Annotated in this window: 11 protein-coding genes; 7 read left to right on the forward strand and 4 right to left on the reverse strand. The window is 34.9% G+C overall.

What is annotated here, in order from left to right:
• Positions 1-53: 53 nt before the first annotated feature.
• The 6 genes from BMZ09_RS02720 (at position 54) to BMZ09_RS02745 (ending at position 6,420) form a co-directional block, all read left to right on the forward strand.
• On the forward strand, positions 54-1,376 hold the full coding sequence (locus tag BMZ09_RS02720) for a PSP1 domain-containing protein (RefSeq protein ID WP_090837278.1): 1,323 nt from the start codon (positions 54-56) through the stop codon (positions 1,374-1,376).
• A complete protein-coding gene (locus BMZ09_RS02725; protein WP_090837280.1) occupies positions 1,363-1,845 on the forward strand; it encodes a gliding motility lipoprotein GldH in 483 nt (160 codons plus the stop codon). Before BMZ09_RS02720 ends, BMZ09_RS02725 begins: the two co-directional genes overlap by 14 nt.
• A 65-nt stretch (positions 1,846-1,910) precedes the next feature.
• Positions 1,911-4,262, forward strand: coding sequence for a penicillin-binding protein 1A (locus BMZ09_RS02730; RefSeq protein ID WP_090837281.1), 2,352 nt, complete (start codon positions 1,911-1,913; stop codon positions 4,260-4,262).
• An 89-nt stretch (positions 4,263-4,351) separates the two neighbouring features.
• Positions 4,352-5,053, forward strand: a complete 702-nt coding sequence (locus BMZ09_RS02735; protein ID WP_090837387.1) for a CoA transferase subunit A — start codon at positions 4,352-4,354, stop codon at positions 5,051-5,053.
• Positions 5,054-5,100: 47 nt separating this feature from the next.
• Positions 5,101-5,754, forward strand: coding sequence for a CoA transferase subunit B (locus BMZ09_RS02740; RefSeq protein ID WP_090837282.1), 654 nt, complete (start codon positions 5,101-5,103; stop codon positions 5,752-5,754).
• Positions 5,755-5,796: 42 nt separating this feature from the next.
• Positions 5,797-6,420 carry a hypothetical protein gene (locus tag BMZ09_RS02745; protein WP_090837283.1) on the forward strand — a complete coding sequence of 208 codons (624 nt, stop codon included), beginning with the start codon at positions 5,797-5,799 and terminating at the stop codon, positions 6,418-6,420.
• A 261-nt stretch (positions 6,421-6,681) separates the two neighbouring features.
• Here the strand turns inward: BMZ09_RS02745 and BMZ09_RS02750 are convergent, their stop codons facing one another.
• A complete protein-coding gene (locus tag BMZ09_RS02750; protein WP_090837284.1) occupies positions 6,682-8,370 on the reverse strand; it encodes an ABC transporter ATP-binding protein in 1,689 nt (562 codons plus the stop codon).
• Positions 8,371-8,550: 180 nt separating this feature from the next.
• Here BMZ09_RS02750 and BMZ09_RS16035 point away from each other — a divergent pair, with 180 nt between their 5' ends.
• A complete protein-coding gene (locus BMZ09_RS16035) occupies positions 8,551-11,211 on the forward strand; it encodes a GEVED domain-containing protein (protein ID WP_143067779.1) in 2,661 nt (886 codons plus the stop codon).
• A gap of 87 nt (positions 11,212-11,298) precedes the next feature.
• Here BMZ09_RS16035 and BMZ09_RS02770 read toward each other — a convergent pair whose 3' ends face one another.
• From BMZ09_RS02770 to BMZ09_RS02780, 3 genes are read right to left on the reverse strand one after another with little or no spacing between them, the layout of a single operon-like run.
• Positions 11,299-12,012: a 3'-5' exonuclease gene (locus tag BMZ09_RS02770; protein ID WP_090837285.1), complete on the reverse strand. Its 714-nt coding sequence runs from the start codon at positions 12,010-12,012 to the stop codon at positions 11,299-11,301.
• A 5-nt stretch (positions 12,013-12,017) separates the two neighbouring features.
• Positions 12,018-13,181 (reverse strand): serine hydrolase domain-containing protein, encoded by a 1,164-nt coding sequence (locus BMZ09_RS02775; protein WP_090837286.1) that lies wholly within the window; start codon positions 13,179-13,181, stop codon positions 12,018-12,020.
• A 52-nt stretch (positions 13,182-13,233) separates the two neighbouring features.
• Positions 13,234-13,671 carry a DUF4442 domain-containing protein gene (locus BMZ09_RS02780; RefSeq protein WP_245741078.1) on the reverse strand — a complete coding sequence of 146 codons (438 nt, stop codon included), beginning with the start codon at positions 13,669-13,671 and terminating at the stop codon, positions 13,234-13,236.
• Positions 13,672-13,709 lie beyond the last annotated feature (38 nt).

The raw sequence follows: 13,709 nt of genomic DNA on the forward strand, positions 1-13,709 counted from the left end.
AATCTTCATCTTTAGGGTAACACCTTAAGATTCAATATATACACATAAATAGTATGGCTTGTCAAAGTTGCGCTACAGGAAAAGACGGACAACCAAAAGGTTGTAAAAATAACGGAACATGTGGTACAGATAGTTGCAATAAATTAACCGTTTTTGATTGGTTAGCAAATATGTCTGTTCCAAATGGCGAAAAACCATTTGATTGGGTGGAGGTTCGTTTTAAAAACGGACGTAAACATTATTATCATAACGCAGAAAATTTAACCTTAAGTATCGGAGATATTGTTGCCACTCAGGCGCAATCAGGACATGATATTGGTATGGTTACCCTTACGGGCGAATTAGTGCGTGTTCAAATAAAACGTAAACGAATAGATACTAAAAACGATATTTTAAAAATCTATCGTAAAGCCTCTCAAAAAGATATAGATATCTGGAGCCAAGCACGTGACAAGGAAGAGCCTATGAAGGTTAAAGCACGTCAATTTGCTATCGATTTAAAACTTCAGATGAAAATCTCTGATATAGAGTTTCAAGGTGATAGTAGTAAAGCAACCTTTTATTACACAGCTGAAGAGCGCGTGGATTTTAGAGAGCTTATTAAAATATACGCAAGAGAGTTTAGAATACGTATAGAAATGAAACAAGTCGGTTTCCGCCAGGAAGCGTCTAGACTTGGTGGTATTGGTTCTTGTGGTCGCGAATTATGTTGTTCTACTTGGTTAACAGATTTTAGATCTGTAAGTACAAGTGCCGCACGTTACCAACAATTATCACTTAATCCTCAAAAATTAGCGGGGCAATGTGGTAAGCTAAAATGCTGTTTAAATTACGAGTTGGATTCGTATTTAGATGCCTTAAAAGCATTTCCAAAAGCAGACACCAAATTATATACAGAAAAAGGAACTGCAGTTTGTCAAAAAACAGACATTTTTAAAGGGCATATGTGGTATGCTTATGAAGGAGAATGGATGAATTGGCACCTAATTACTACAGATCAAGCTAGTGAAATTATTGCAATTAATAAAAAAAGAGAAAAAGTTGCAAGCCTTGAAGAATACGCGGTTGACTTGGTAGAAGACGAGAAAACAGAGTTTGAAAATGTAGTTGGTCAAGATAGTTTAACACGTTTTGATAGTCCAAAAGGCAATAAAAAACGTAAAAACAATAGAAGCCGAAATAAAAAGCCGGTTCAGAACAAGGTTGAGGCTAAAAATAACAACACGAATGCTAGTAAAGGGAATACTGCTAATAAAAGCAATACGCCAAAAGCTAAAAATCAAGCCAATAGTGCAAAGCCTAAGCCTAGGCCAAAACGTAAACCAAACAAAAGGAAACCAGAAAACAATAACAATAAACCTAATGAGAGTAAGTAGAATTGTAGTTGTTTTACTTTTGATTGTATTGTCTTCTTGCGATTCTAAAGCAGTCTTTGACGAGTATAAAAGCGTCTCTACTTCTTGGAATAAAGAAGATGTAGTACAGTTTAAAATAAACGCACCAGACTCTATTAAACCGTATAATTTGTTTGTAAACGTTAGAAACACCAACGCTTACAAATACAATAACTTATATTTAATTGTTCAAATGGATTTTCCTCACGGTAAAACAGTAACGGATACATTAGAATATAAAATGACAGAGAAAAATGGCGAATGGCTAGGTCAAGGTTTGTCTGCTGTTAAAGAAAACAAGTTGTGGTATAAAGATGGGGTTGTTTTTAACGAAGACGGGACGTATACTGTAAGCATCCAACAGGCTATGAGAGGTAGTGGAGAGGTTAATGGTGTTGTTAGTCTAGAAGGTATTACAGATGTTGGGTTTAGAATAGAAAAAACAGAGTAAAATAGTGTCACACACAGACATAATTTAGTCAAAGTGTATATTTAAAAGAGATATTAAAAGTTAGTATGGCAAAAGCAAAAAAAGCAGAAGTAGTAGGTTTCGAAAAATATATCAGATGGTTTTGGATATTATTTTTAGGAGGTATACTGTCAATAGTGTTGTTCTTTTTATTAGCATCTTGGGGTGCTTTAGGTAAATTACCAGATCACACACAATTGGAAAACCCTAAAACAAATTTAGCTACAGAAATTATTTCGTCTGACGGAAAAACATTGGCTAAGTTTTATTTTAATGATAATAGGACGCCTGTGCCTTTTAATGAGCTGCCTAGCCATTTGGTTGAAGCTTTAATAGCTACTGAAGATGCAAGGTATTATGAGCATTCTGGTATTGATGGACGTGGTACGCTTCGTGCAATTTTAAAGCCAGGAAGTGGTGGTGCAAGTACAATTTCTCAGCAGTTAGCAAAGCAATTGTTACATGGTGAAGGGTCAACTAATATTTTTACGCGTATTATTCAAAAAGCTAAAGAGTGGGTTATTGCAATTCGTTTGGAACGTCAATACACTAAAGAAGAAATTATAGCACAGTATTTTAATATTTATGATTTTGGTAATAACGGTGACGGAATTCGTTCTGCTTCAAATATTTATTTCAACAAAGAGCCAAAAGATTTAAGTATTAAAGAGTCGGCAATGTTAGTTGGGATGTTTAAAAATTCTTCGTTTTACAATCCAATTCCTTCAAGAAATCCAGTAGGTGTAAAAAATAGACGAAATGTGGTATTGTACCAGATGGAAAATTATGGTTTTATTTCTAAAGAAGTAAAAGATTCGTTACAAAAAACAGAATTAGATTTAAGGTTTTCGCCGCAAACACACCGTACAGGAACTGCAACTTATTTTAGAGAATATCTAAGAGCTTTTATGAAAGATTGGATGAACGATCCAAAAAACAGAAAGCCAGATGGAAGTAAGTATGATATAAATAGCGATGGTTTAAAAATCTACACAACTATAGACTCACGTATGCAAAAATATGCAGAGTTAGCGGTTGCTAGGCATATGCCAAGATTGCAAGCAGAATTTTTTGTGCAAAACACACCAGAACGTAATAAGACTACGCCATTTTTAGATTTAGATAATGACGAGATTGATAAGCTTTTAAAAACAGCTATGCGTCGTGGAGAGCGTTGGAGACTCTTGAAAAAAGCGGGTAAAAGCGTTAAAGAGATTGAGGCTTCTTTTTACGAACCAACGAAAATGACGGTTTTTAAATGGGAAAAAGATGGAAGACCTAGTGAGGTTGATACAATCATGAAGCCTATAGATTCTATGCGTTATTACAAGTCTTTTTTACATCCAGGAATGATGAGTATGGATCCGCAAACAGGACATGTTAAAGCATGGGTTGGGGGTATGAATTATAGACACTTCCAATATGATCACGTAAAACAAGGGAAGCGTCAAGTGGGGTCTACATTTAAGCCTTTTGTTTATGCAACTGCTATTAACCAATTACACATGTCTCCATGCGATAAATTACCATTAGCGCCAATAACTATTGAGGCTAACAAATATGGTAATCCAGAACCGTGGACACCAACAAATGATGGTGGTGATTATGATGGAGAGGTAACGTTAAAGAAGGCTTTAGCAAACTCTGTTAACACAATTACGGCAAGATTAATGAATAAAGTTGGTCCACAGCCAGTAGCAGAATTAGCTAAAAATTTAGGAATTACTTCAGATATTCCATTAGTACCATCTATTGCTTTAGGGACGCCAGATATTAGTGTTTACGAAATGGTAGGTGCATATTCGGCATTTGCTAATCAAGGAGTTTATACTAAGCCGGTTATGATAACCACAATAGTGGATAAAAACGACACCGTTTTATATCAATTTGTTCCAGAGACTAAAGATGTATTAAGCGAAGAGTCGGCGTATGTAACTGTTAAGCTAATGCAAGGTGTGGTAGAGTCCGGATCAGGTAGTCGTTTAAGAGGTAAGTGGCGTGCAAATTTGCCAATGTATAAAGAAATTATTACGGGATATCCATATGAGCTTAATAATCCAATAGCTGGTAAAACGGGGACCACTCAAAATCAATCAGATGGTTGGTTTATGGGTATGGTACCAAATTTAGTGACAGGTGTTTGGGTTGGTGCAGAGGATAGAGCGGTTCACTTTAAAGGGATAAGCTATGGTCAAGGGGCATCTATGGCGCTTCCTATTTGGGGGATGTACATGAAGAGCTGCTATGAAGATGAAACTTTAGAAGTATCTAAAGCAGATTTTATCAAACCTAAAGATTTAAGTATTGAAGTTGATTGTGAGAATTATAATCCAGATGAAGGAGATGGTGAAGAAGGAGTATCACCAGAAGACGATATTCCAGACGAACTAGAGTTTTAATTACCTTTTTAGTTAAAAAAATAAAAGCCATTCATAACAGAATGGCTTTTTTATTTCTTAAATTTAAACCACAAAAAATTAGAAAAATAATGATTCTAAAAACAGTTAATTCAGTTTCAGATGCGCTAGAAGGTGTACAGGATAATATGACGTTTATGCTAGGTGGTTTTGGGCTAAGCGGTATTCCTGAAAATGCTATTGCAGAGCTTGTAAAGCTTAATGTTAAAGGCGTGACTTGTATTTCAAATAATGCAGGAGTGGACGATTTTGGTTTAGGTTTATTGCTTCAAAAGAAGCAAATAAAAAAAATGGTATCGTCTTACGTTGGAGAAAATGATGAGTTTGAAAGACAGATGTTGTCAGGAGAATTGGATGTGGAGTTAATTCCGCAAGGGACTTTGGCAGAACGTTGTCGTGCTGCTCAAGCAGGTTTTCCTGCTATTTTTACACCAGCAGGTTATGGGACAGAAGTGGCAGAAGGAAAAGAAACTAGAGAATTTGATGGTAAAATGTATGTATTAGAGCATGCGTTTAAAGCCGATTTTGCTTTTGTAAAAGCTTGGAAAGGAGATGCTGCAGGTAATTTAATTTTTAAAGGAACTGCAAGAAATTTTAACCCGTGTATGGCTGGAGCAGCAAAAATTACAGTCGCTGAGGTGGAGCATTTAGTGCCTGTTGGCGAATTAGATCCAAATCAAATTCATATTCCAGGGATATTTGTACAGCGTATTTTTCAAGGTGAGAAATATGAGAAAAGAATCGAGCAAAGAACGGTTCGTACTAAAGAATAAATTTTATTAATTTTCTGCTTAAGCAGAAATTACAAAAAGAAAACAACATGCTTGACAAAACAGGAATAGCAAAACGTATTGCGCAGGAAGTGCAAGATGGCTACTACGTTAACCTAGGGATTGGAATCCCAACTTTAGTGGCTAATTATGTACGTAACGATATAGAAGTAGAGTTTCAATCTGAAAACGGAGTATTAGGTATGGGACCTTTTCCTTTTGAAGGCGAAGAAGATGCTGATATTATAAATGCAGGTAAACAAACCATTACAACGTTACCTGGTGCTAGCTTTTTTGATAGCGCGACTAGTTTTGCAATGATACGCGGGCAACATGTAGATTTAACTATTTTAGGAGCAATGGAAGTTGCTGAAAATGGAGATATTGCCAATTGGAAAATACCGGGTAAAATGGTTAAAGGTATGGGTGGTGCAATGGATTTAGTAGCTAGTGCCGAAAATATTATTGTGGCTATGATGCATACTAATAGAGCAGGCGAATCAAAATTACTTAAAAAATGTAGTTTACCTCTAACGGGTGTTGGTTGCGTAAAAAAAGTAGTCACTAACCTAGCAGTGCTAGAAGTAACAGATAAGGGTTTTAAGTTGTTAGAACGTGCGCCTGGTGTATCTGTAGAGGATATTCAAAACGCAACAGAAGGAACATTGATTATTGAGGGAAATATTCCTGAAATGAATTTGTAATAGTAGTAACATTGTTATTACATTTTAATACAAAATAGATTTATGCGCATAAAAACATTAGCCAACCAATATGTAGATTATAATTATGTTGCTGATAGGAATCATGGTTTAATTGAAGATCGTTTTTTAAGAAATACAACAATTGCATTAGACTTTTTAGTGAAGACTAGTGCGCTTACCATTACGTTTGAAGAAGACGAACAAGTACATAGGGTTGACGTTATTGATGTTTTAGTAGCAGATGTAGTAAATAATATAACAATTATTCCGGCTCAAAAAAACGCATATAGTCCTAGTCATAATACCGTTTTATTTTATGATACACATGGTGTAGTTTTTAGAAAAAATCATAAAAAGAAATGGTTTACACGTAATAAAGGATATAATTCTCCGGTCTCTTTATTATCACATGAGCTAATACATTGCTATAATGAGTTGTATGATACGGAAGATTATCATCACAGAAAAAAGGATCATTCTTCTAAAGGAGAAAAAGTTGATATGGATGGACGCGACTTGTCGTTTCCAAATGCAGAGGAGGTCTTTGTTATAAAAATGACCAATCAAGTGGCTTCAAGATTAGGTGAGGATAGAAGATCTAACTATGGTAGAAGTTATTATCCAACACGTGGCGTATTAACGATTAAGAAAGCTAAAAAGGGTTAAATGTTAAAATAAAGTGTATTTAATCGAATAATTACGCTTTTTGACTGATAAATTTAAAAAGAGATTGTATGTTTACAATCCCAAACCAAACCATTAAAACTAACCAAAGTCTAAAAGACCAAATCTGTTTTTAATACTTTTTTGTTTCAAATTTATCAAAAACCTAACCTACTTATGTTTTTCAAAAATTTTAAAAGTGGATTAAAAAATGCTGTTAATTTTACTAGCAGCATTTTTTATTTAACTAAAAAACTATTTATGCTATAAGCCTTTAGGGATTGCATTAATTAGCTTTTTTGTATATGCTTTTTTAGGTGTGTTGTAAATGATATCAGCATCATCTAATTCTTCAATTTGACCTTGACTCATTACTAATAGTTGGTCACTCATATATTTTACTACTGCCAAATCATGAGAGATAAATATATAAGTAAATCCAAAGTTGTCTTTCAAATCGTTTAAAAGATTTAATACTTGTGCTTGAACTGATATGTCTAATGCGGACACAGACTCATCACAGACTATTAATTTAGGTTGTAATGCAATAGTACGTGCTATTCCAATACGTTGTCTTTGTCCTCCAGAAAACTCATGTGGATATCTGTTAAAAGCAGTGTCGTCTAAACCAACACGGTTTAATATTTCTAAAGTTTTATCTCGTCTTTCTATTTCTGAAGCATATAATTTATGGACCTTCATAGGTTCCATAATGGCATTTCCAATGGTTATTCTTGGATTTAAGGAAGCGTAAGGATCTTGAAATATAATCTGTATATCTTTTCTAATGGCTATAGTTTCAGCTTTAGTTAAGTGGGTTATATCTTGTCCTTTATATAATATTTGACCTTTTGTTGCTTTGTCTAGTAATAATATGGCATTTCCTAAGGTAGATTTACCACAGCCAGACTCGCCAACCAAGCCAAGTGTTTCGCCTTCATATACATTAAAACTAACGTTGTTTACCGCTTTAAAAGTTTCCGCTTTAGCGAAAAAACCAGATTTAGAGAGGTATTCTTTTTCAAGATTAATAACTTGAAGTAAGGGTGGTTTTGAATATATTTTTTCATGCTGTACTTTCCGCATGTCACTAGTAATTATAGTATTAGAAACGGTGTTGTTTAATACGTCTGTAATAGTTGGTAACGTTTTTAGACGCACATGTAATGATGGTCGCGACGATATAAGTGCTTTTGTGTAGCTATGTTCTGGATGTTTAAAAATGGTATCTACTGTATTTTGTTCTACAATTTCACCTTTGTACATCACTAAAACGCGATTTGCAATTTCAGAAATTAAACTTAGATCATGAGTTATAAAAATAATACTCATTTTGGTTTCTGCTTGAAGCGCTTTTAGAAGACTAATAATTTCTTTTTGTACTGTTACATCTAAAGCAGTTGTAGGCTCGTCAGCGATAAGTAATTGTGGTTTACATGCAATTGCCATAGCAATCATAACACGTTGTTTTTGACCTCCAGAAATTTCATGCGGATAGGCTTTATAAACCCGTTCTGGATTTGGTAATTTTACTTTTTCTAATAAAAAGAGTGTTTCTGCTTTAACTTGTTTTTTTGTTAATGTGGTGTGCTTAAATAGGATTTCTTCTACTTGCTTTCCGCAGGTCATCGATGGGTTTAAAGAACTCATAGGTTCTTGAAAAATCATTGCTATTTTTTGTCCTCGAATGGTTTGGAACTGCTTGCTGTTTAATTGGGTTAAATCTTGGTTATTAAACGTGATGCTTCCTGATGTGATTTTAGAAATACGTTTTGGCAGCAAGCCTAATATGGCTAAAGATGATACGGATTTACCAGATCCTGACTCGCCAACAATACCAACAATTTCATTTTTGTATACTTGATAAGAAATGTTTTTAATGATGGTTTTGTATGACTTTTCGTTTTTAAAGTCAATAGAGAGGTGCTCTATATTTAGTAAAATGTCGCTCATATAGGGTAAAAGTAATTAATTTCTTTCAATTGATTGTGGGTTAAACCACACATAAAGTCGAATGGTATTTTTTAGGTTGTTTTTAATCGAATAATTATTAACACGATGTTTTATTGTTTAAATTATTATAATTTTCACAATAATTTAACAGTATATAGTCTAATCCATTAAACTATTAATATGAAAAAAACAATTACTTTATCATTATTAAGTTTTTTATTGACATTTTCAGTTTTTGCTCAGCAGAAACGAAATTGTTCTTCCATGGAAAACTTAGAATACAGAAAACAGCTTGATCCAAATTTAACACAAAGAATGGATCAAATAGAAGCTTTTACTCAGCAAAAAATTGCAGAAAATCAAAATGCGAGAGTAGACGGCAGTATAATTACTATTCCAGTGGTTATTCATGTCCTTTATAGAAACAGCACAGAAAATATTAGTGTGGCCCAAATACAGTCACAATTAGATGTGTTAAATGAAGATTTTAGACGTACAAATCCTGATGCAGATAATACGTGGTCACAGGCTGCAGATACGCAAATTGAGTTTTGCTTATCTACTGTGGATCCAAACGGAAATACAACAACGGGTATAACCAGAAAGCAAGTGACACGCCAAGATTGGGGGACTTCAGACGATATGAAAAGGACGTCTACAGGTGGTGTAAATCCATGGGATACTACGGAGTATTTAAATATGTGGATTGTGCCTCAAATGCTTAGCCAAGGAGGGACTATTTTAGGTTATGCACAATTTCCTGGAGGTAGTACTGCTACTGACGGTGTGGTTATGGCTTATAATTATTTTGGACGTGTTGGTAATGTGTCTGCTCCTTTTGATGGAGGACGTACAACAACACATGAGGTAGGGCATTATTTAAATTTACGTCACATTTGGGGTGACTCAAACTGTGGTAATGATTTTGTAAGTGATACGCCAACACATCAAACTTCAAATGGCGGGTGTCCTACAGGACAAGTGTCTTGTAGCTCTACGGATATGGTTCAGAATTATATGGATTATACTAATGACTCTTGTATGAACTTATTTACGCAAGGACAAAAATCACGTATGCGTGCTGTATTAGATGCAGGAGGTGTAAGACGCGCTTTAGCATTGTCTGATAAGTGTGGTGGAAGTGTAACAACGCCTACATGTACAGATGGTGTTCAAAATGGAGATGAAACTGGTGTTGATTGTGGTGGTTCTTCTTGTACACCATGTAGCACAGGACCACAATATTGTGCGTCTCAAGGAAACAGTGTCAATGACGAATATATTAGTCGTGTGCAAGTTGGATCTATAAACAATACTTCTGGAGCTCAGTTATATTCAGATTTTACAAGTGTATCTACTAACCTTATCAAAGGGGCTACAAATACAATTACAATTACGCCAACTTGGACAGGAAGTACTTATGCAGAAGGATATGCGGCATGGATAGATTATAATAATGATGGAGACTTTACAGACTCAGGAGAACAAGTGTTTTCTAAAGCGGCGTCTTCAGTAACACCTGCAAGCGGAACATTTACAGTGTCTACAAGTGCAGTTACTGGAAGTACTAGATTACGTGTGGCTATGAAGTATAATGGTGTACCAACATCATGCGAGGCTTTTTCGTATGGAGAAGTAGAAGACTATACGGTAAATATCGTTGCTGGAGTTACAGATACGGTTAAGCCAGTTATTACACTGGTGGGTGCGGCAACAATTAATTTAACAGTTGGTGATGCTTATAGTGAGCTTGGAGCAACTGCTTCAGATAATATAGATGGAAATTTAACGTCTAGTATAGTTGTTACAGGGACGGTTAATACAAATTCGGCAGGAACTTACACAAGAAACTATAATGTAAGTGATGCAGCAGGGAACCAAGCTAATCAAGTATCAAGAAGTATTGTTGTAAGTCCAGCGACTACAACAGGATGTTCTGGTGCAATTACTTCTTTTCCTTATTCTGAAGGATTTGAATCTGGTTTTGGATCTTGGACGCAAGGTAGCGGTGATGATTTTGATTGGACAAGAAGAAGTGGATCTACACCTTCAAGTAATACAGGACCATCAAGTGCTAGTGAGGGATCACAATATGTATATATGGAGTCTTCTGCGCCAAACTTTTCTACAAAGCGTGCTATTTTAGAATCACCTTGTTATAATTTATCAGGGGTTACTAATGGTAGCTTTAATTTTAAATACCACATGTACGGAGCAACCGCAATGGGGAGTTTGAGTTTAGCGGTAAGCACAAATAATGGTGCCTCTTGGACAACTATTTGGTCATTATCTGGTAACCAAGGAAATGCTTGGTCAGATGCTACAGTAGACTTATCATCTTATTCAGGTAGTACTATTAAATTAAGATTTGATGGTACAACGGGGACAACTTGGCAAGGAGATATGGCAATAGATGCTGTCTCATTATCAAACGGAACAACATCTGCAGATAAATGTGCAGGAGTTTCAGAATATGTAAGTGGACAGTCTTATAGTACAGGAGATCAGGTAACGTATTTTGGTACTTTGTATGAAAGAACAGCAAGTGGATGGACTAATTTAGGAGCTTGTGGTACAGCAAGAGCTATAGATGGCGGTTTTGTACAACACTTAGGTGTTTCTCTATCTGTGTATCCAAATCCTGTAAAAGGTGAAATATTATTTGTTAAGGCCAACATAGATAACTTACCTTTTACGGTAGTAAATATGCTAGGACAACAAGTAGTAAAAGGTATTACATCGTCAAGCGGAATTAGTGTCGGAAAGCTAGAAGCGGGATTATATTTAATTCAGTTTGAAGTGAATGATACTATCGAAACTAGAAAATTTTTAAAGCAGTAATAATAATTAATCCCTTTAATCAACCAATTGTATTGTTAAAAGGCCTCAACGAAAGTTGAGGTCTTTTTTTATAGGCTATTATTTATTTTACACATGTATAATTTCATCATCAGTGAGAATTGAATCACCTCGTAAGCGTAAAAATATTTGTGCTACAGCAATTGTGTCTTTTTCGCAATAAATAATAATGCGATTAATATCGTTGTCTTCGTAATACGTTTTATAAACTTCACTACCATCAATATCATCTTTAGGAGAAGGGATACCTAAAACGTTGGTCATTAATTTTAAAGACGTGTAGGTTTTATAATCACCAAACTTCCATAGTTCCATGGTGTCCAAATGTGGTATTTCCCATGGTTTTTTACCAAAAAGGTTTAATTTATAAGGTAATTCTATAGTATGGATAATCATACGTCTAGCTATGTATGGAAAATCAAATTCCTTACCATTGTGCGCGCAAAGTAAATGCTTGGCTTGGCTAAAGTGCGAAATTAATAAATTTTTAAAATCTATTAATAGCTTGCGTTCTTCTCCATAAAAAGACGTTGTTCTAAATAATCTTGTATCCCCTTGAAAAGTAAAGTATCCAACAGATATACAAACTATTTTTCCAAACTCGGCCCAAATACCAGCACGGTCATAAAATTCTTCTGCTGTAAACTCTTCCTTACGTTGATAACGTGATTTAGCATCCCAAAGGTCTTGTTTGGTTTTGTCTAAATCAGAGAAATGTTGTGTTTCTGGAACTGTTTCTATATCCAGAAATAATATGTTTTCTAGGTTGAGTTTGGTAATCATCTTATTTATTTTTTTGTTGACATATCCAACATTTTATAGGCCTCATCTATATATAATGAAATATCATTTGTAAACACGCCAATACCTGCATCGGCTGATTTTTGATGCCCTAAACGTACAATAATAACATTGTCTTCTGGTTGCACAATAACGTATTGCCCAAGGTGTCCACGCATCATATAAAAATCTTTGTTGTTTTGGTTTTTTAACCACCACCCGTAACCATATTCAGGACTAGATGGAAAACGTGGTTTTAAAGATTTTGCTACAAAAGCCGAGTCTAATATTTGTTGTCCATTCCATTTTCCATGATCTTTATATAGTTTTCCAAATCGCGCAAAATCTTTAGCATTACTAGCTATACAACAATAGGCTTTGACTAAATCGTCTTCTGCACTATCTAATTGCCATAATGTTGGGTTTTCACTACCTAAAGGCTTCCAGAAGCTTTCAGTTAAATAATTATACATTTTTTTACCCGTTGCTTTTTCTATAACCATAGCTAACATTTGTGTGTCTCCACTAGCGTATTTAAAAGCTTGACCAGGCGCCGTAACCACTTTTAAGCCATTCATTACCTTTTGTAGATCATCGTCAAAGTAAGCACGTGTTGTAATAGATAAAGGTGAGTAGTAGGCCTCGTCCCAATTAGTTCCGGATGCCATACTTGATAAATCACCAACTGTCATTTTTGCAGCATCACCATCGCAAAAAGCAGGTAGAAAATCGCACACCGGTTGGTCTAAACTTTTTATGTAACCGTCCATTATAGCCTTACCCATTAGGCCGGAAACATAACTCTTAGCCATAGAAAAAGAGTTGGATTTAGAATCTTTTTTATAGCCATCATAATAGTTTTCAAACCAGATACTATCATTTTTAATAATTACGTAAGCTACTGTTCCGTAATCTTTATTGGCTTTTTGCAATATTGAAGTTTCTGTTGTTGTATTATAGTTTTCATGATTTGGCCAAGGTTGAGGTGTTCCGTTTTGAATAACTTGGTTATCAAATTTTTTGTAATCGTCCAAAAAAGCAGTGGTATGTCCACGCATATAAATGGTGCGTACAGCTTTAATTAGGTAGTCTGTATCTGTTATGTAAAGTGTTGCGATTACTATCCCAAAAAGTACGGCAAGTACTTTTAAAAGCTTTTTTATAAATTTCATTTAGTTGTTTAGTTTAGAAACTAAATATAATCAAAATATAAATTACAGCTAATTACTTGGCTTGTCTTGAGGCTTGTTTTTGTTTGTAGTAAGCTTTTTCTGCCACGTATATTGTTTTGGAGAACTCGGCAATAATTTCCGCTTTAGCGTTAACTAATTGCATAGTTTTCTCTAAATCAAATTGTTGCTTGGTTTTAACTTGTTGTTTTATGTCTTCTATTTCTTCAGGAGTAAAAACAAATTCGCCATAAATAGTTCCTTTTCCGGGACGTTTATATTTTGCAGTAACTGCTTTGTCCCAAACCACATAATCGTTACCTAATATTTGAATTAGTTGTATCATGTAAATAGGGTCCGTTGCAGATAGCATGCTTCCGCCAAACATTGAACCAGCGTAATTACGGTTTTTCCAATTTAGTTTTAATCTGATTTTTACGTAATGTAAATCATCACTAACTTCAACCAGTTTAGCAGTAGTACGTCTATACATTGGCGACCAGTTAAACCCATATTTATAGATGTTTGCGG

It is taken from the genome of Olleya namhaensis, assembly GCF_900114005.1.
Classification (GTDB): domain Bacteria; phylum Bacteroidota; class Bacteroidia; order Flavobacteriales; family Flavobacteriaceae; genus Olleya; species Olleya namhaensis.

Excerpts from the sequence above, each read along its gene's own strand:
- BMZ09_RS02720 (WP_090837278.1), top strand. The coding sequence starts at position 54 with ATGGCTTGTCAAAGTTGCGCTACAGGAAAAGACGGACAACCAAAAGGT.
- BMZ09_RS02725 (WP_090837280.1), top strand. The coding sequence starts at position 1,363 with ATGAGAGTAAGTAGAATTGTAGTTGTTTTACTTTTGATTGTATTGTCT.
- BMZ09_RS02730 (WP_090837281.1), top strand. The coding sequence starts at position 1,911 with ATGGCAAAAGCAAAAAAAGCAGAAGTAGTAGGTTTCGAAAAATATATC.
- BMZ09_RS02735 (WP_090837387.1), top strand. The coding sequence starts at position 4,352 with ATGATTCTAAAAACAGTTAATTCAGTTTCAGATGCGCTAGAAGGTGTA.
- BMZ09_RS02740 (WP_090837282.1), top strand. The coding sequence starts at position 5,101 with ATGCTTGACAAAACAGGAATAGCAAAACGTATTGCGCAGGAAGTGCAA.
- BMZ09_RS02745 (WP_090837283.1), top strand. The coding sequence starts at position 5,797 with ATGCGCATAAAAACATTAGCCAACCAATATGTAGATTATAATTATGTT.
- BMZ09_RS02750 (WP_090837284.1), bottom strand. The coding sequence starts at position 8,370 with ATGAGCGACATTTTACTAAATATAGAGCACCTCTCTATTGACTTTAAA.
- BMZ09_RS16035 (WP_143067779.1), top strand. The coding sequence starts at position 8,551 with ATGAAAAAAACAATTACTTTATCATTATTAAGTTTTTTATTGACATTT.
- BMZ09_RS02770 (WP_090837285.1), bottom strand. The coding sequence starts at position 12,012 with ATGATTACCAAACTCAACCTAGAAAACATATTATTTCTGGATATAGAA.
- BMZ09_RS02775 (WP_090837286.1), bottom strand. The coding sequence starts at position 13,181 with ATGAAATTTATAAAAAAGCTTTTAAAAGTACTTGCCGTACTTTTTGGG.
- BMZ09_RS02780 (WP_245741078.1), bottom strand. The coding sequence starts at position 13,671 with ATGTATAGACGTACTACTGCTAAACTGGTTGAAGTTAGTGATGATTTA.